The sequence below is a fragment of the Dolichospermum sp. UHCC 0259 genome, assembly GCF_009711935.1.
Lineage (GTDB): Bacteria > Cyanobacteriota > Cyanobacteriia > Cyanobacteriales > Nostocaceae > Dolichospermum.
The window spans coordinates 1-18,548 of sequence record NZ_VIKX01000233.1; the positions used below are offsets into that span (position 1 = coordinate 1).

General features: G+C 37.2%; 19 protein-coding genes. 11 read left to right on the top strand and 8 right to left on the bottom strand.

The features are described 5' to 3' along the window. Positions 1-360: 360 nt before the first annotated feature. The 5 genes from bchB to FJR05_RS19805 all read right to left on the bottom strand — a co-directional run bounded on the left by bchB (position 361) and on the right by FJR05_RS19805 (position 6,365). Positions 361-1,887 (bottom strand): ferredoxin:protochlorophyllide reductase (ATP-dependent) subunit B, encoded by a 1,527-nt coding sequence (bchB, locus tag FJR05_RS19785; protein WP_168645707.1) that lies wholly within the window; start codon positions 1,885-1,887, stop codon positions 361-363. 242 nt (positions 1,888-2,129) lie between these two features. Beyond that, entirely contained in the window at positions 2,130-3,095 is a 966-nt protein-coding gene (locus FJR05_RS19790) for a BsuBI/PstI family type II restriction endonuclease (protein ID WP_254446985.1), read from the bottom strand. 299 nt (positions 3,096-3,394) lie between these two features. Continuing rightward, entirely contained in the window at positions 3,395-4,231 is an 837-nt protein-coding gene (locus FJR05_RS19795; protein WP_168645708.1) for a carbohydrate ABC transporter permease, read from the bottom strand. Further along, positions 4,228-5,115: a carbohydrate ABC transporter permease gene (locus FJR05_RS19800; protein WP_168645709.1), complete on the bottom strand. Its 888-nt coding sequence runs from the start codon at positions 5,113-5,115 to the stop codon at positions 4,228-4,230. Before FJR05_RS19800 ends, FJR05_RS19795 begins: the two co-directional genes overlap by 4 nt. Next, positions 5,115-6,365, bottom strand: coding sequence for an ABC transporter substrate-binding protein (locus FJR05_RS19805; RefSeq protein WP_168645710.1), 1,251 nt, complete (start codon positions 6,363-6,365; stop codon positions 5,115-5,117). The genes FJR05_RS19800 and FJR05_RS19805 overlap by 1 nt, the downstream gene beginning before the upstream one ends. A 448-nt stretch (positions 6,366-6,813) precedes the next feature. On the opposite strand from FJR05_RS19805, the gene murF reads away from it, so the two are divergent. Next, positions 6,814-8,169, top strand: a complete 1,356-nt coding sequence (gene murF / locus FJR05_RS19810) for a UDP-N-acetylmuramoyl-tripeptide--D-alanyl-D-alanine ligase (protein WP_168645711.1) — start codon at positions 6,814-6,816, stop codon at positions 8,167-8,169. A 364-nt stretch (positions 8,170-8,533) separates the two neighbouring features. Continuing rightward, a complete protein-coding gene (locus tag FJR05_RS19815) occupies positions 8,534-8,749 on the top strand; it encodes a hypothetical protein (RefSeq protein WP_168645712.1) in 216 nt (71 codons plus the stop codon). 127 nt (positions 8,750-8,876) lie between these two features. Here FJR05_RS19815 and FJR05_RS19820 read toward each other — a convergent pair whose 3' ends face one another. Both FJR05_RS19820 and FJR05_RS19825 read right to left on the bottom strand, forming a co-directional pair. Next, positions 8,877-9,206: a hypothetical protein gene (locus FJR05_RS19820; protein WP_168645713.1), complete on the bottom strand. Its 330-nt coding sequence runs from the start codon at positions 9,204-9,206 to the stop codon at positions 8,877-8,879. Between the two features lie 206 nt (positions 9,207-9,412). Beyond that, entirely contained in the window at positions 9,413-9,814 is a 402-nt protein-coding gene (locus tag FJR05_RS19825; protein ID WP_168645714.1) for a fasciclin domain-containing protein, read from the bottom strand. Between the two features lie 119 nt (positions 9,815-9,933). Between FJR05_RS19825 and FJR05_RS19830 the strand changes: the two genes are divergently transcribed. From FJR05_RS19830 to FJR05_RS19850, 5 genes are all read left to right on the top strand, one after another. Continuing rightward, entirely contained in the window at positions 9,934-10,872 is a 939-nt protein-coding gene (locus FJR05_RS19830) for a putative 2-dehydropantoate 2-reductase (protein ID WP_168645715.1), read from the top strand. 443 nt (positions 10,873-11,315) lie between these two features. Then, positions 11,316-12,503, top strand: coding sequence for a M20 family metallopeptidase (locus tag FJR05_RS19835; RefSeq protein ID WP_168645716.1), 1,188 nt, complete (start codon positions 11,316-11,318; stop codon positions 12,501-12,503). 111 nt (positions 12,504-12,614) lie between these two features. After that, positions 12,615-12,929, top strand: coding sequence for a chromosome segregation ATPase (locus FJR05_RS19840; RefSeq protein WP_174783789.1), 315 nt, complete (start codon positions 12,615-12,617; stop codon positions 12,927-12,929). Between the two features lie 38 nt (positions 12,930-12,967). Further along, the gene (locus tag FJR05_RS19845) at positions 12,968-13,384 is read left to right on the top strand and encodes a DUF2809 domain-containing protein (RefSeq protein ID WP_168645717.1); all 417 of its coding nucleotides are present in this window, start codon (positions 12,968-12,970) and stop codon (positions 13,382-13,384) included. Beyond that, positions 13,362-13,586 (top strand): DUF167 domain-containing protein, encoded by a 225-nt coding sequence (locus FJR05_RS19850; protein ID WP_168645718.1) that lies wholly within the window; start codon positions 13,362-13,364, stop codon positions 13,584-13,586. Before FJR05_RS19845 ends, FJR05_RS19850 begins: the two co-directional genes overlap by 23 nt. Positions 13,587-13,703: 117 nt before the next feature. On the opposite strand, the gene FJR05_RS19855 is transcribed toward FJR05_RS19850, so the two are convergent. Then, positions 13,704-14,558: a mechanosensitive ion channel family protein gene (locus FJR05_RS19855; protein WP_168645719.1), complete on the bottom strand. Its 855-nt coding sequence runs from the start codon at positions 14,556-14,558 to the stop codon at positions 13,704-13,706. Between the two features lie 395 nt (positions 14,559-14,953). Here FJR05_RS19855 and leuB point away from each other — a divergent pair, with 395 nt between their 5' ends. The 4 genes from leuB (at position 14,954) to accD (ending at position 18,490) form a co-directional block, all read left to right on the top strand. Then, complete coding sequence (gene leuB / locus FJR05_RS19860; protein ID WP_168645720.1) at positions 14,954-16,048, top strand: 3-isopropylmalate dehydrogenase; 1,095 nt, start codon at positions 14,954-14,956, stop codon at positions 16,046-16,048. Between the two features lie 85 nt (positions 16,049-16,133). After that, positions 16,134-16,394, top strand: a complete 261-nt coding sequence (locus tag FJR05_RS19865) for a hypothetical protein (RefSeq protein WP_168645721.1) — start codon at positions 16,134-16,136, stop codon at positions 16,392-16,394. 26 nt (positions 16,395-16,420) lie between these two features. Continuing rightward, positions 16,421-17,242 (top strand): A24 family peptidase, encoded by an 822-nt coding sequence (locus tag FJR05_RS19870; protein WP_168645722.1) that lies wholly within the window; start codon positions 16,421-16,423, stop codon positions 17,240-17,242. Between the two features lie 294 nt (positions 17,243-17,536). Continuing rightward, a complete protein-coding gene (gene accD, locus FJR05_RS19875) occupies positions 17,537-18,490 on the top strand; it encodes an acetyl-CoA carboxylase, carboxyltransferase subunit beta (RefSeq protein ID WP_168645723.1) in 954 nt (317 codons plus the stop codon). Positions 18,491-18,548 lie beyond the last annotated feature (58 nt).

The window sequence follows — 18,548 nt, forward strand, 5'->3', positions numbered from 1 at the left end:
CCTATCCCTGTTACTTCCTAATTCCTTTTTAGTGGGGGAGTGTGAACAGTTACTTTTCGATTGCTTCCAATAAGTGAGTTTTTCCAGCACCATTAACTCCAGTCAAAACTACAAAATCAGGTATCTCAAGATTTGGAATAGCCCTAATTGATTTATGAGGTCTAACAAAGGAAAGTTTCATATTAGGTAGATTTAGATATTGTAAAATACAATAGATAGTATTATATACTAAAAGAGTATTTTTTATGAAAAACTCTAGCTTTACGCCAAAATCAATAACTTCAGAATATAAAATAAGAGCAAGTAGTAAAGAGTAAATCTTACCCCTCACCACTCACCCTTATCATCTAATCCCCAAACCTACGCCCCTACAGATTCCTTAGCTGCATACAAAACTTCAGCCGAGATATCTTTAAATCCACGTTCACGGGCAAATTTTTCAGTATTTCGCTTCACTTTCCCGCGCACAAAACCAGGAATTTTATTCAATTCTGCTTGTCCATCTTTTGTCCAATTCAAACCAGATTCCGCAGAAATTCCTTTGGTAATTACTTCCTTGGTATCGTGTCCACCAAAGATTTCTAACAGGTGATCTTCCATTCCCAAAGTGAAAGAATTGTAGATTAAATCTGTGATTTGATTTGTACCTTCATAACCCATAAATGGTTTGTAACCAATGGGGAAATTCTGAACGTGAATAGGTGCTGCAATTACACCGCAAGGAATATCCAAACGCTTACCAACGTGACGTTCCATCTGTGTACCAAATATAGCAGAAGGTTCAACGCGAGCGATCGCATCCCCAATTTCACCATGATCATCTGTAATTAATACTTCATCGCAATATTCGCTCACCTGTTCTCTAAACCAGTCAGCATCATACTTGCAATAAGTACCCGCCCACACCACATGAATCCCCATTTCCCGCGCCAGAATCTTCGTTAAAGCCGCTGCATGAGTATTATCACCAAATACCACCGCTTTCTTCCCAGTCAAGTTCTGACAGTCAATAGAACGGGAAAACCAAGCCGCTTGGGATACGTGCAGAGTTTGTTCATTAATGAAGTCTTCGTAATTAACCTCACCACCTTGGGCGTTAATTACCTGCTGAATTTTACGGATACATCTAGCAGTTTCCACCACACCCATCGGCGTAATATCTACGTAAGGAGTCCCGAATTCTTCTTCTAAATATTTAGCTGTAGTTAACCCCAGTTCCCGATAAGGAATTAAGTTAAACCAAGCTTGAGGCATAGTTTTTAACTCGTGAACAGACGCACCTTCAGGAATCACAGTATTTACCTGAATCCCCAAATCAGTCATTAACCGCTTCAATTCAGTCACATCGTGGTTATTGTGGAAACCCAGAGTAGAAACTCCAATAATGTTAACTGAGGGTTTCGCAGTTTTCTCTGTTGGTAATTCCCCCTTTTTGCGGGCTTTCTCAATGTAATATTGGACAATTTGTTGTAAAGTCCGGTCAGCAGCTTGTAATTCGTTGTAGCGGTAATGGTTCACGTCCGCCAGCATTACGTCCCCTTTTGCTTCCAACTGCGCCCTTTCCACAAAGTTGTGTAAGTCCTCTTGCAAAATGCTGGAAGTGCAGGTAGGAGTTAAAACGATTAAATCGGGGTGTTCTTCAGCATCTTTGCGGGTAATGTTGTCCACCACCTTTTCTTGAGAACCTCGCGCTAAAACGTTTCTATCAACGACGCTGGTTGTAACTGGGGTGAAGTTTCTCTCCCGCGATAACATAGAACGCATAACGTTGAAGTAGTCATCACCCAGGGGTGCGTGCATGATGGCATGAACATTTTTAAAAGAACTCGCAATCCGCAAAGTCCCAATGTGAGCAGGTCCTGAATACATCCAGTAAGCCAATTTCATCTTGTGTTCTCCCTTGACAAATCAAATAACTATAAGTGCTTGATTATTAAATCGCTTCTGATTTTCTCAAACCTAACCCCTATAAACAAATAAGGTTTGTTGCGAAGTTATTTGACATGGAAGACGGTAAAACCTAGTTGCTGACTGGGTTATGGCTGCTAATTTAAACAATATTTATGTTGTTTAAGTAAATAAATCTTAATGATTTGCAAAATATTTGTATTAAAATTTCCAAAACTATTTTACCGGGTTTTGTATGGTCCGAGAAATCTCTCTCCGTTAAAATGAATTAAATGATCTGGTTGGTCTGCTACCCAAACTTCTGTTTCCCAAGAAATCTCAGCTAGATACCGAGTCATGTCCTTGCGACTGGGAAAAGCAGTCATAAAAACTAACCCCTTACTACTAGCCTGAAACAGTTTTTTTAGTTCATTGTGTCGTTTTAAATTCACAGGTCCATGACTGGTGACAGCTTCTATTAATATTAGCCAGTCTTGTTGTTGATAATAAACTACAACATCTGGCATTTTACCATGAGGATCTAAATCAATTCCTATTTCTCTAAACTTTTGAGTTTCATTAATAATGAACTTATCCCCAGCATCACCTACATAAAGAACCAAACCTCCTGGTGTAAATCTGGGACAAAAATTTTCTAAAATGTCTTTGATTAAATTATTTTGTCCACCTGATGATAGATAAATTGCTTGTCCATTGGGTAAACTAACGGGAATTGTGGGGATATTTCGAGTTCTATTTTGCAATAAATTCTTGACAGAAATAGTATAATTACGACGAGATTCTTCCCACTGGTCAGAACCATAAGATTGTATCAGCGAAAGTGCTTGTTGCTGAAGTTGATAGCACCATTTAGGACTATTAATTGGTCGGTCGGGTTGATCTGGATTTTCCACAATTAAACCCATTTGTACAAACTGGTGCATTATTTGTCTTTTCACTGTTTCCCGTGTATTTGGTGCATATTGTTTTCCATAAAAATCACGAAACCAATCCATCATTTCTGTAATTCTGCGTTTGGGTGTTGTTGCTTGATCCCAAGAAGTCTCCGGTCGAATATCTGCTAATGCGAGTAAACACAGTGCGGATCTTTCGTTTTGCTGTTCTTTCGGTGCAGAAATTTCTTTAAGAATAGTTAGTGCTTCTTGAATACGTTTACTAGCTTGAATTGTGTTGATTGTTTCAGTCATAATTGATAGATTTTGATGTACAAGTTGATCAAGTTGATCTTGATCAAACGCAGATTCATGAATTTGTATTCCTAGTTTTATTAAATCATTTTTGCAAGGGTATTTAATTTTTCGTAAGTCTGTAGCATTAACTTGTGTGTTACCACTAAACAGGCGAAAGTATTGATCAAATAAAGAACTCGACTCAGTAAAGATTTAGAACTAACACCTAGCCCCCAAAGGGATACGTCACGCAGGCTATCAGGTTCGAGATTATTCCCCCTTTTTTTATCCTGACTCTTTAAGTATTTTAATTATTTTCAACCTTTACCACCTGTAAAGGTAACACCTTGAATGAAGTAGCGGTTAAAGAAAGCATAAATAGCTAAACCGGGTAGAGTAAACACCATTGAAGCCGCCATAATGTAGTTCCAATAGCTGATATATTGACCTTTAAATGTATTTAGTCCCAAAGGTAAAGTAAACATTTCTGGGTCAAATAGAATCACTACAGGAAGCAAAAAATTATTCCAACTACCCATAAATACAAATATCGCTTGTGCGGCTAATGCTGGTTTAGCTAGGGGTAAAACTATGTAGCGAAAAATTCCCCAGGTATTTAAACCATCTAATTGTCCAGCTTCTTCTAATTCTCTAGGGAAATTTACAAAAAACTGCCGCATCATAAAAATAAAAGTAGCATTAACCATACTGGGAACAATCATCCCTGGGTATGAATTTAGCCAACCGATGGCTTTTAAAATTAAAAATGTGGGAATTAGGGTAATTTGCGCCGGTACTACTAACACTGCCAAAATCAGGAAAAACCAGAAATTTTTACCCTGAAAACGCAATCTGGCAAGGGCATAACCTGCCATTGAGTTAAATAGCAAGTTTAAAATCGTGACAGTAACGCCAATAATGAGACTATTAAATAACCACCGCCAAAATAGAGGTTCTTGGAGAAATATTTGTTTGTAATTATCGAGAGTAAAATGTTTGGGAATGAAATTAAACTCACCATTAATAATTTCTGATAGGGGCTTAAATGACGCGGAAAATGCCCAGAGAAAAGGAATTACAGTAATAATTCCATAAAGTGTAAGAAATATATATAACAGAACTTTGAACCAGGAAATATAAAAGAATTTATTCAAATTTTATAACCTCCAAAAAATTGCCTCTGAATTAATGTGAGGATAATAATTACAGATGCTAGTAAAAAAGCAATTGCTGCACCATATCCCATTTGTAAATTCCGAAATACGGTTTGATAAATTAGCAGCACTAAAGTGAGAGTTGCGTTATTTGGTCCACCAGTCCCTCCAGAAAATATATAAGATTGATCAAATAATTGAAAAGTCCCAATTATTCCCATAGCTGTGACAAAAAAAGTCACAGGTTGCAATAAGGGCAAAGTAATATAAATAAATTGTTCCCAACTATTAGCCCCGTCAAGTTCTGCTGCTTCATAAATAGTTTGGGGAATATCCTGTAAAGCTGCTAAATAAATCACCATAAAAAATGGGGCTGTTGACCAAATATTCATGATCATAATCCCTTTGAGGGCAACAGATGGATCTCCCAGCCAATTATAAATAGGCAATTTTAGAAAGGCTAAAAAATTATTTAGGAGTCCATTAGTGTTATAAATCCACATAAAAATTAGTGTCAAAACTGCTGAAGATGTAACTGTTGGTAAAAAGTAAAGAATCCGCCACCAATTTTTCCCCCGAATGCCAGAATTGAGTGTTACAGCTAAACCTAAAGCTAAAATGGTTTGAGTAGGAACAACAACGGCTACATGTTCTGCGGTATTTTTTAAAGCAATTCCTACTCTTTCATCTGTTAGCAATCTTTGGAAATTACCCAAACCTAAAAAGTGGTAATTAATCCCTCCTAACATTTGTACTTTGTGTAAGGAAAGAAATACAGCATAGAGAATAGGCAAAATTACAAATGTTCCTAAAACTAAAATACTGGGAGTTATAAATAAATAAGCTGTAAAATTTTCTCTGATTTTTCTGTTGATAGTAAACACTACATATCTACCTGAATTTGCTGGTTTGCTGTGGTTTGCGCTTTTAACATTGCCTGTTTTAATGGTTGTTGTCCTAGCAAAACACTAATAAACTGGTTATCAAAATTGTTGATAATTGCAGCGGGGTTTTTACCTATTTGCCAGGGTGTAGCATAATCAACTCCTGCAACTAATGATGATCTGAGAGGATCTTGATCATAACCTAACTCTTGTGCCACTGATTTACGGGCTGGTAATGCAAATCCTTTACTTGTCCATTTTTTCATGCCTTCTTTACCTGTTAGATAGGAAATGAGTTTCCAAGCTTCAACTTTATGCTGTGTTTGTTTATTCATGACATAAGCAACAGTAAAAACCATTGTAGATTTATAATTATTAATTTTCGGTATTTCTGCTGTGGCAAATTCTAGTTTAGGAAAGGTTTCTTGCAAATAGGGAATTGCCCAATTACCCTCAATCACCATTGCTACTTTATTTTGTCCAAACATTTCACTACCGGAATTTGTGCCAACATCAGATTTTTGGGCGGAAGTTCTGTCTTTTTGATATTGGTTAATTACTAATTCTAAACCTTGCAAACCTGGATCGTTGGCAAAGGTAGCATAACCATTTTTATCAACAATTTCTCCTCCAAAAGCTGTGATTTTGTATGCTTGACGGGCTAATTCGGGAATTTCACCAAAGCCATATTTATTGAGTTTGCCTGTTAATTGTTTTGCATAGGTGCGGAGTTGTTCCCAGGTGGTTGGCGGACTTGTTAAACCAACTTGATTAAATGCTTGTTTGTTATAAAATAGGGCGAGGGTGGAATAGTCTTTAGGTAAACCATAAATATGATTTTGATATTTAAAATTCTTGAGTAGGTTCGGTTCTATATCTGTGAGGTCAAATTTGGGGTTAATGTATTTATCAAGGGGTTCTAGGACATTCTGACCCATTAAAAAAGGAGCTTCTAAAGCGTCGAGATAAAATACATCTGGTGCGGCTTCTCCTACTAAGCGGGTTTTCATCACATCCATATATTGATCAGAAATCGCTTCATATTTGACCTTTATCTGTGGATGCTGTATTTCAAAGTCTCGAATTACCTGTTTTAAAAGTTTTTGTTCTAGGGGATTACCTGTCCAACCACTGAGTTTTACGGTAATGTCTGGGGATGGTTTTGGTAATAGCAAATTGTGACAACTAATAATAGCGATCGCTATTGTTATTACCAATCCTAAAAAGTTAAATAATCTCTTTTTGATCACAATTTAATGGAGATTAATTCAGAATTGATGTATTTACTAATTTATTGCCACTGCTTCTATAGATCATCTCTCTAGAGAGTGGGTTTAATATAATAACAATTTTATGTGAGGCTGCATATCATAACGTACTCTTCGGGAAGCAAGCTACATCTGCGTTTATTTGCGGTCAATTTTCTTTGCCATTTTATTTTATGCAGCTTCATTTTAATTTTGTATTCCTAGTATCATAAGTGATCAAAGAAAATTAATAACATAATTCTTTTCAAATTTTCTGACAATTTTTTTAACTCTCATATTACCATGTTTAGCGTAAGATTACTAAGGTTAAAAAAAGTTCAAGGCGGTGAAAACCTCATGATTCCTTTATATCTCAGCACCGAAGTGACTGAGTTTTGCGCTTAGTACGTATTCTTGTAAATACCTTTAAAATACCCTATCGTTTATCAATATGTCAGTCTCTATCACTATTTCTCAACTTGTTGAAGTTCTTATCGCTGAACCTGTGAATGTATCTTTATCTAGTTTAGCTCAATTGGGCATTGGTATACAAACAGATACCCGTATCTTGCAATCTGGTGAAGTCTTTTTGGCTTTACGAGGAGAAAAGTTTGATGGACATGATTTTGTGCCGACAGCGATCGCTCAAGGGGCTATAGTTGCCATAGTAGATCATGCTTACGAAAATCCTGGTTTTCCGGTTCTGCGAGTTAAAGATACTTTAAAGGCATATCAACAAATTGCTAAATGGTGGCGTGAAAGTTTCTCTATTCCTGTCATTGGTATCACCGGTTCAGTCGGGAAAACCACAACCAAAGAATTAATTGCCGCAGTTTTAGCCACCAAAGGCAAAGTTCATAAAACCTACGGGAATTTTAATAATGAAATAGGTGTCCCCAAAACTCTGTTAGAAATGGGTAGGGAAAATGATTTTGCTGTCATCGAAATGGCAATGCGAGGCAAGGGACAAATTGCCGAATTGACAGAAATTGCTATCCCGACAATTGGGGTAATTACTAATGTAGGCACAGCACATATTGAGTTACTTGGTTCAGAAGTATCAATTGCTGAAGCTAAGTGTGAATTATTAGCAACCATGCCAAATGATAGTATTGCTATTCTCAATCATGATAATCCCTTATTAATGGAAACAGCAGCGAAGTTTTGGCAGGGTAAAGTTATCAGTTATGGTTTTTCTGGTGGCGATATTCAAGGAAAATTAATTGATAATGAAATTATAGAAGTTGCCGAAATGCGTCTACCTTTACCTTTACCTGGTCGTCATAATGCTAACAATTTTTTAGCAGCCTTAGCAGTAGCCAAGGTATTAGAAATTGATTGGCAATTATTACAATCTGGCATCATGGTAAATATGCCCACAGGTAGAAGTCAACGCTTCACTTTAGCTAATGATGTGGTGATTTTAGATGAAACCTATAATGCTGCCCCAGAAGCCATGTTAGCCGCTTTGCAGTTGTTAGCAGACACACCCGGAAAGCGGAAAATTGCCGTTTTAGGGGCAATGAAAGAACTAGGAGAAAGATCCCCAGAACTTCATCAAAAGGTGGGAGAAATGGTCAAAAATTTGCATCTTGATGGGTTATTAGTATTAGTTGATGGTCAAGATGCGGAAATTATTGCTAATAGTGCCGATAATATATCTTGCGAATGTTTCACTACCCATGCTGACTTGGTAACAAGATTAAAAACATTTATGCAAACAGGCGATCGCTTATTATTCAAAGCAGCACATTCCGTAGGATTAGATCGAGTTGTCAACCAATTACGGGCAGAATTCACCAATTAAAAAGAGTTGAAGATTGAATTTTCATCTATTGTCTATGTGCTATAGTTTAGACAAAACAAACTTAATTAAGTCGGTATTTTCTCAGAAATATCATCCACAAGAAAATCACGTCTTTTGTAGAGATGTTGCATGAAACATCTCTATCATCTAGCAAAAAACAATCTAAAAAGTCGTTTGACGAATGAAAATTAACCGTTAATTGTTATCAATAGCTAGACAAAAATATTTCAATAAAGTCTTATCTATTGAGATCAAAGCCTTGAATGTATGGATTATTTCTGGAAGAATCAAAAGTAAGGTTAGTCAATATCAAGTCTAATCTCATTTGTTTGATATCAAGACGATATATAAAGGAGGAATTATCATGGCTAATATCCAAATATCCCCACTACTTCCTGTAGGTTATGATTTATTTAATGATGCTGCTAGTTTTCTCAATGAACTAGCTACCGATGAAGTACAAAATGTTATCGGTGGTGGTCATTATAGTTGTCATTACCATCACAAACATCACAAACATCACTATAAATCTCACAGTGAATCTTACAGCGGTGGTTATAACAAGTCATACTGGGATTAAAAAATAGCTGTTAATTAACAGCTACTAACAATAGTCAGAATAGGGATAAAAATTACTATTCTGACTATTTATAAAAAATCCAAAGATCACGTTTAGGGTACTTTTGAAATTCTAACTTTTGCTGTAATTACTTACCAAAAGAAAATAATTGTAGAGAATTTCTCCGCCAGATAATTACCAAAAGATTAGTTAATAAACAGGTAATTGCTAAGGATAACAGGATGTAAGTTGGTGGCATAACCACACCAATCATAAACCAAGTATAAACGTGCAACAGCATGATACTTGCAAAGAGACAAGCGAATCCGACGGATATCCATACCTGACCCATAGGACGATTTAAGAAGGTGAGGACAATTGTTAATAAGGTTGTCAGGATATTAGCTGGAACAAGAAAGGCACAAATGCCTACGCAGTTATTGCGGGAAAATTCGATTAAGGTATTGAAATCTAACATTAATTTTTGGGGATAATTGTAGTAGGTTCTTGTTATTAAGTTTTATTATAAAAAATATAATTGCTAAATTTATATTACCTTAAAAGTGAGTGATCACGCCATTTATGTAACAATTTTTAAAGAATTAGCCTTGGTAACTAAATTTATTAATGAGAGAGACGCTGTAAGAAACGTCTCTACAAGGTTTCCCCGATAAAAAACTGGGATTAACCCATTAAAATCACAGTATCAATCACGTGAATCACGCCATTATCAGCATCAATATCTGCTGCCAAAACTGTGGCATTTTTCACCTCAAAACCATCTTCACAATTAATTTTAATCGGAGAACCTTCCACAGAAGTGACTGTACCCAGTTTCGCCAAATCAGCCTTTGTTAACTTGCCAGGCACAACATGATAGGTGAGAATGCGTGCTAATTGGGGAATATTTTGTAATAAAGTTGTAATTGTGCCAGGGGGTAATTTAGCAAAAGCATCATCAGTTGGTGCAAACACGGTGAATGGCCCAGGACTTTTTAGTGTTTCTACTAAACCAGCAGCTTGCACAGCCGCCACTAAAGTTTTAAACCCATCATTACTAACTGCAATATCAACAATATCAGCCATTGACTTTACCTCATATCTACCAAAGGTTCTAAAAAATAGTAAATCATGTTTAAGTTTTATTATAAAAATTCTGGTAAAATATTATCTGATGATTTTACTAATATTTTTCTATACATAAAATGAGTAACCGCACTTATGCCATATTGGGAACTGGCGCATTAGGTGGATTTTATGGCGCAAAACTCCAAAAATCCGGCTTAGAAGTTCACTATTTACTCAAAAGTGATTACCAACAGGTAAGGGAAAACGGTCTAATTATTGAGTCTAAAGACGGTAACTTTACCCTTTCCCAAGTTAATGCTTATAACAATGTAGACAAGATGCCACAATGTGATGTGGTCATAATATCACTAAAAACAACCCAAAATCAACTTTTACCCAATTTATTACCACCAATAGTTAAAGATGACGGGGTAGTATTGGTATTACAAAATGGACTGGATATAGAGGCAGAAGTTGCAGAAATTGTCAATAATGCCAGTATTATTGGGGGTTTATGTTTTCTTTGTTCTAATAAAGTTGCACCAGGACATATTCATCATTTAGATTATGGACAAATTACTTTAGGTGAATATAAATCTAATTATCAATCAACCGGCATTACTCAAAAAATGCGGGAAGTTACCACAGATTTTGAAAATGCAGGTATATCTATAGAACTATTAGAAGATTTACTATTAGGACGTTGGAAAAAGTTAGTCTGGAATATTCCCTATAATGGCTTATCTGTAATTCTTGATGGCAGAACAGATGAATTAATGACGGATATTCACACTCGTCAATTAGTAGAAAGTTTGATGTGGGAAGTAGTAGCAGGGGCAAAAAGTACCGGGAGAATAATTCCTGAAAGTTTTATTCAAATAATGTTGGATTATACCATGAAAATGAAACCCTACCGCACTAGCATGAAAATTGATTTTGATGAAAAACGCCCTTTGGAAATAGAAGCAATTTTTGGTAATCCATTAAGGAAAGCGGCAGCAGCGGGGGTAAATTTGCAGCAAATTCGTTGTTTATATCAACAATTGAAGTTTTTAGATATGAGAAGTAGAAGTTAGAAAAAATTAGGAATAATACAGCAGATGGCAGATTAATGAGGTACAGGATCTAAATTCAAAGTCAGACATTTTACCGTGTTTGCTAGACTCAAAATATGTAGTATAATATAGCACTGATATCAAGGCTTTGATCTTAGAGGGTGTTTGAACAAGTCCCTCATGGTGTATCAAATATTTTTAGATCCCCCTAAATCCCCCGATAAATTGGGGGACTTTGACTCTAGTTCCCCCCTTGCTAAAGGGGGTTAGGGGGGATCTGTAAGTGCCTAAAATCACAAACTAAAACTTTTCAAACAACCTCTTAAAGAAGGGTGATTTGGCTGTGTTCTTTGATGCTGAAAAATTAGCAGGTAAGTCGATATAATTAATCAGAATGCTTGTAGCCGTTATAGTTGTCAAAATTATAGATTGAAATATAAGGTGAATGAATTAAAATTATTGCTATGCTAAACCGAATCAAAGACTTAACAACAAATATATCACCCCGCTTAGTCGAAATCCGTCGCCATATTCACGCACATCCAGAACTTAGTGGCAAAGAATATCAAACCGCTGCTTTTGTTGCAGGTGTGTTATCTGCCAATGGCTTGCACGTAGAAGAAGGTATAGGTAAAACAGGTGTCATTGGTGAATTACAAGGAACTCAACCTAGTGATAGGATTTTAGCAATTCGCACTGATATGGATGCCTTGCCCATTCAAGAGCGCACAAATTTAGAATATGCTTCTCGAATTGAAGGAGTCATGCACGCTTGTGGACATGATATTCATACTACGGTAGGTTTGGGGACAGCGATGGTACTTTCCCAAATTGCCCCTGAATTGGGTGGAAAGGTGCGGTTTTTATTTCAACCCGCTGAGGAAATTGCCCAAGGTGCAAATTGGATGGTAAAAGATGGAGTGATGAATAATGTCGCGGCTATTTTAGGGTTGCACGTTTTTCCTTCCATTCCTGCGGGTTCAGTAGGTATTCGCTATGGTGCGTTAACAGCCGCAGCAGATAATTTAGAAATTATTATTATTGGTGAATCTGGACATGGTGCGCGACCCCATGAAGCCATAGATGCAATTTGGATTGCAGCGCAAGTGATTACATCATTGCAACAAGCTATTAGTCGGACTCAAAATCCTTTGCGTCCCGTAGTGTTGAGTATTGGACAAATTAATGGGGGAAGAGCGCCAAATGTGATTGCTGATAAAGTACAATTATTGGGAACAGTGCGATCGCTTCACCCAGAAACCCGCGACAAACTACCACAGTGGATTAAAAATATAGTTGCTAATGTTTGTAATTCTTACAATGCAAAATATCAAGTTAACTATCATCGAGGTGTCCCCAGTGTCCAAAATGATAATGCTCTAACACAATTATTACAATCATCAGCGGAAGAAGCTTGGACTAATAATTGTGTGCAAATTTTACCAGAACCATCTTTAGGTGCAGAAGATTTTTCTGTTTATTTAGAACACGCCCCTGGTTCAATGTTTCGTTTAGGTGTAGGCTATGAAGAGAGAACAATTAATCATCCCCTGCATCATCCCCAATTTGAAGTTGATGAATCTGCTATTATTACGGGAGTAGTCACATTAGCCTATGCAGCTTATAAATATTGGCTAAATTCAGAACTATGATTTGGGTGATTTATTTGATTTCGATGATTAATTAGTCGGAACAATCATAAAAATCAAAATAATCACAGTTCAGATTCTTTAAATAAAGTTAAGAAAAATACATTGTCAATCATGCCACCAATCGAAACTATAGATTCAAACTCATCAGAACAAAGCACAAATAATTGGTATTTAGTCAGTGTTCGTTCTAAAAAAAGAGAAGTATTTTTGAAATATCTGAATTTAGCTATTAGCCAAAATCAATTACAAGATTTGGTGACAGAAATAAAAAGTCCCCAAGATGCAGTTTATCAAGATATTGTTTTATTAAAAATTAGCAATTTCAGAACTGCTTATATACAACTTCAAAAAATCGAATGTTTCCAAAATATTGAACGGAAACCTTTAGCATTACCACAAGTAAATAGAATGTTGGGTATTGGGTGAAGTTTGCTATAAATAGCTGATTACCTATTTATGAAAAAATGCTCTATAACCGCCAACAAACCAAATTAATTATCATTTCTACACTCATCGTTATAGCGATGGGTTTTTTCTTTAAATACTATCCAGGAATAGGACATGAATGGTTAAATAATTATGGTGCAGCGATATTTTATGAAATATTTTGGTGTTTATTTGCTTTTGGGTTGTTCAGAAGTAAAAAAGCAGTTATGCAAATTCCTATATGGGTTTTTATCCTTACCTGCGTTGTCGAATTTTTACAACTTTGGCATCCACCATTATTAGAAGCAATTCGTGCTACCTTAATAGGTAAGTTAGTGTTGGGAACTACTTTCGCTTGGTGGGATTTTCCCCATTATCTTTTAGGTTCTATTTTGGGTTGGTTGTGGATAGAAAAACTCTGGAGAATAGATAATGCAAAAAAGAGTAAAAGTTAAACCAAACTCAAAACAGCAAAAGATTGAAGAATTAGCAGATGGTAGTTTAACTGTACATCTCAAATCACCACCTGTAGATGGTAAAGCTAATGAAGAGTTAATTAAACTATTAGCTAAAAAATTTGATGTTTCTAAATCATCTATCACAATTAAATCTGGGACAACATCTCGACAAAAAGTAATTGAAATTGATGGAATTTAGGGACTGGGGACTGGGGACTGGGGACTGGGGACTGGGGACTGGGTAATAGTTTTTATAATTACCAATTACCAATTACCAATTACCAATTACCAATTACCAATTACCAATCACCAATTATTAACCTAATTCTGATGGATTGGAAATAACACCATGTCCTGTAACTAAAGGTAAACTATTAATGGTGTAGCGCTGTTCAGGAACTGGATAACCAGCTTGTCCAAAAGTTTCACAAATAGCTTTGTTAGTGTCGAAATAGACTTGCCAATAGTGAGCATTATTGCAATAAGGACGGACTGCTAGTACGGGACCTGCTAAATTAAAGGTGAGAATTTCTACATCTGGTGCTGGTTCAGAAATTACATTAGGGATTTGGCTAATTTTAGCTTTTAAAAGAGCGATCGCCTGATTATGATCTACATCATGGGCTAATTGTGCCAACAAATCAACCCGGCGATAGGGATTAGTGGAATAATTCTGAATATTATCAGAAAATATTTTGTTATTGGCCACAATTGTCATCACGTTATCAAGCGTATTGATTGAAGTTACAAATAGTCCAATTTCAGCAACAGTTCCAGTTACTTCTCCAGCGGAGATAAAATCACCAACTTTAAAAGGTTGAAAAACAATTAAAAATGCACCTGCGGCAAAGTTTGCCAGCAGTCCTCCCCATGCTGCACCAATAGCAATACCAACCGCAGCCAGCAATGCAGCAAAGGAGGTAGTTTCCACACCAAAAAAGCCAAGAATTGCTACAACCAGAACAATTCTCAATGTAATAGAAATGATATTTAACAGATAGTGAATTAGCGTTGGTTCAATGTGTTGGCTTGTAAAACCGCGTTTTAATAGCCTTATACTAAATTGAATTAACTTTTGAGCAACTAACCAAAGAAGAATTGCACCAACAACTTTAAATCCAAAAGTAGTTAACAATTCGATAACTACTGCGCCAATCTTTTGAAAATCCATAAATTATTTTGTTTGTGTATTTTTAACACAATCACAATACAACTAATTTAAAGAAAAATGCGGATAAATAATTTTTTTTAATTTTTAGTTACATCAATCCTAAATTATGTTGATAAAGGTGATCTCTTGGATAAATGTAGAAAAATTAAACATTCCATTTGGCACAATTGCTAGGTATGATATTTTATCGAACAGAATTCACCGAGTCAGGAGTCAGAATGAATTCTGTGCGAGTGGCGAATGAATAACCAGGTTTAAGACCCCACCAAATCTAGGATTTGGTCGTTTTCAATCAGTTGCGAGTCCCAATCCCCGACTGATTGATTCTGATTCGGTGAATTCTGACTCAGTGAATTCTTTTTCAACTGCAAACATTTACTCAGCAAAACCTGACTATGACTCAAAACTACCGCATTACTTTACTTCCTGGCGATGGCATTGGTACTGAAATTATGTCCGTAGCGGTGGACGTGCTAAAAGTCGTAGGGAAACGATTTGATCTTAGCTTTGAATTTTCCACAGCCTTAATTGGTGGCGCTGCTATTGACGAAACCGGCGAACCGTTACCTGCTGTCACCTTAGATATGTGCCGCGATAGCGATTCCGTCCTCCTGGCTGCTATTGGTGGTTATAAATGGGATTCTCTGCCCTCCAATTTACGTCCAGAAGCGGGTTTATTAGGACTACGGGCGGGTTTACAACTATTTGCTAATTTACGCCCTGCAAAAATTCTTCCCCAATTAATTGACGCTTCTACCTTGAAACGGGAAGTCGTGGAAGGTGTAGATATCATGGTGGTGCGGGAACTCACCGGGGGAATTTATTTTGGTAAACCCAAAGGCATTTTTACTACCGAAACCGGAGAAAAACGCGGTGTAAATACGATGGTTTACACAGAATCGGAAATTGAACGGATTGGGCGTGTAGCCTTTGAAACGGCGCGGAAACGGGGTGGTAAACTTTGTTCTGTGGATAAAGCCAATGTGTTAGAAGTATCTCAATTGTGGAGAGAACGAATCACTCAACTTTCCTTAGAGTATACTGATGTGGAATTATCTCATTTATATGTGGATAACGCTGCCATGCAATTAGTTCGCGCTCCCAAACAATTTGATACAATTGTTACAGGAAACCTATTTGGGGACATTCTCTCCGATGCGGCGGCGATGTTAACTGGTAGTATAGGAATGTTACCTTCTGCCAGTTTGGGTGCTGATGGTCCAGGTGTCTATGAACCAGTTCACGGTTCAGCCCCAGATATTGCTGGACTTGATAAAGCCAACCCTCTAGCACAGGTTTTAAGTGCCGCCATGATGTTGCGTTATGCTTTAAACCAACCAGAAGCAGCAGACTTAATTGAAAACAGTGTGTTACAAGTTTTACAACAAGGTTATCGCACAGGAGATATTATGTCCCCAGGAATGAAACTAGTCGGTTGTCAAGCTATGGGCGCAGCACTCATGGAAATTCTGGAATTAAAATCACGTTAAAGTATAAATCTGGAAATTTTAGCATTTATTGTTAAAACTTTCAGATAAACTAAGAGCAAATCTATAACTTACATAAAAGCAAATAGTGTACGCTTTACAACAAGAACAAGCAAATTTTACCTCACAAAAAAAGCACCCGTCTTTGATTGATCCTACTGTAATTAGATCCGCTAGTCATATCTACTATACCTACTGTGAAGTTCATCCAGAAATAGTAGGAAAAGCTACAGGGGTAGCAATTAGTCGGGTAACTCATCGGGGTAAAGTGATTTTTACTCATTACCCAGTGCTGTTACCGCAGGAATGCTTTGTCCCGTTAAATCAAATTGAGTCTTATATGTATTAGTCAACTCACAACTGACAAATAACAATATGGACATTTTGATTTATATTCCAGCCAGTATCATTGTCTTTGTCTTAGGGACATCTCTCGGTAGTTTTATTAATGTTGTAGTTTATCGGCTACCGGCTGGGTTATCAGTGCTGTGGCCACCTTCTCGCTGTCCCAAGTGCTTAAATAGGTTAAAAGCCTATGATAATGTCCCAGTTTTTGGTTGGTTGTGGTTAAAAGGGCGGTGTCGTTATTGCCAAACTCAGATTTCTCGCCGTTATCCAATAATAGAGGCGTTAACAGGGATAATATTTTTAATAGTATTTTGGGTTTTTCAATTTTCAATTTTTACCCTGGGATATTGGGCTTTTTGTAGTTGGTTATTGGCTCTATCTCTCATAGATTTAGATACAATGACCCTACCCAACCCCTTAACTAAATCGGGTTTAATTTTAGGAATAGTCTTTCAAATGGCTATTGGTTGGTTATCAGAACCGACTACAGTGGGATTAGCAAAACACTTAATGACAGGAATAGCCGGTGCTGTTCTAGGTTTATGGTTGTTTGATGCGATCGCCCTTTTAGGTTCTATGGCTTTTGGCAAAACCGTCATGGGTGCAGGTGACGCTAAATTAGCTGCTATGATGGGAGCATGGTTAGGTTGGCGTTATTTACTCCTAGCGGGTTTTATCTCCTGTATTTTGGGAGTATTCATCGGTGGGGGCGCAATTATCCTCTCCCGTCACCAAATGGGACAAAAAATGCCTTTTGGACCCTTCCTAGCTTTAGGTGCAGTCATCACTGTTTTTTGTGGTGAAAGTATTTTGTCCCACTATATGAGATTATTTTTGCCTGGACTTTAACATCATTTTTTAAATCTTTTTTTCATCTTTATGGTTTTATCAACCCAAACCTGTATTCCCCCTGACTGTAGCTGCTATTACCCCATTGAGATTTGAGATGTTGGTAATATGTCTAAACTATGATTTTTATGATTTTTGTGATTTTTATGATTAACTAATCATCCACATAAAAACAATCTCATAAATCAAATCAATCATCCCAATCAAAACAGTCACATAAATCATAGTTCAGACATTTAATCACCCAAATCATAGTTCTGATTTTGACCTAATACCTAATTACATAAGATAAAAATGGCAAACAACGAAGAATCACGCGGTTTAAAGTCTCTATTTGATTGGTTCGCAAATCGGCGGAAATCGGGCAGCACCAACTCAGAACGCCAAGAGCGGGAAATTGCCGATGGTTTATGGCATAAATGCCCTAAGTGTGGTGTTCTTAGCTATACAAAAGATTTAAGAGCTAATCAAATGGTTTGCGTTGATTGTGGTCATCATAATCGGGTTGATAGTGATGAACGGATTCGCCAATTAATTGATGCTAATACGTGGAAACCATTAGATGAACATTTACGTCCTACTGATCCCTTGCAATTCCGCGATCGCAAACCCTATAGTGATAGATTGAAAGAAACACAAGAAAAACTAGGACTGGTAGATGCAGTCAAAACTGGATTAGGTCAAATTAACACCTTACCCATAGCACTAGGAGTCATGGACTTCCGCTTCATGGGTGGAAGCATGGGTTCTGTCGTCGGTGAAAAACTCACCCGCATGATTGAACAAGCCACCCAACGCCGTTATCCTGTTGTGATTATTTGCACATCTGGTGGTGCGAGAATGCAGGAAGGAATGCTGTCTTTAATGCAAATGGCCAAAATCTCCGCCGCCCTCCAACGTCACCGAGACTCCAAACTATTATATATTCCCATTTTAACCAACCCCACTACCGGAGGTGTTACCGCCAGTTTCGCCATGTTGGGTGATCTCATCATCGCCGAACCCAAAGCAACAATTGGTTTTGCCGGTAGACGGGTAATTGAACAAACCCTCAGAGAAAAACTACCCGAAGATTTCCAAACCGCCGAAGACTTACTTAAACACGGATTTGTTGATGATATCGTCCCCCGGACACAATTAAAAACTACCTTGGCACAACTAATTGCCCTTCATCAACCACTCCCCACAACAACACCAAACATGGTTTTGTGGGAAACAATGAAATTGAGTTCCGCTACTGTTGAGTAGGGGAGTAGGGGGAGTAGGGGGAGTAGCACTTTCCAACCCGGTAAGGCTACCCAAGCTT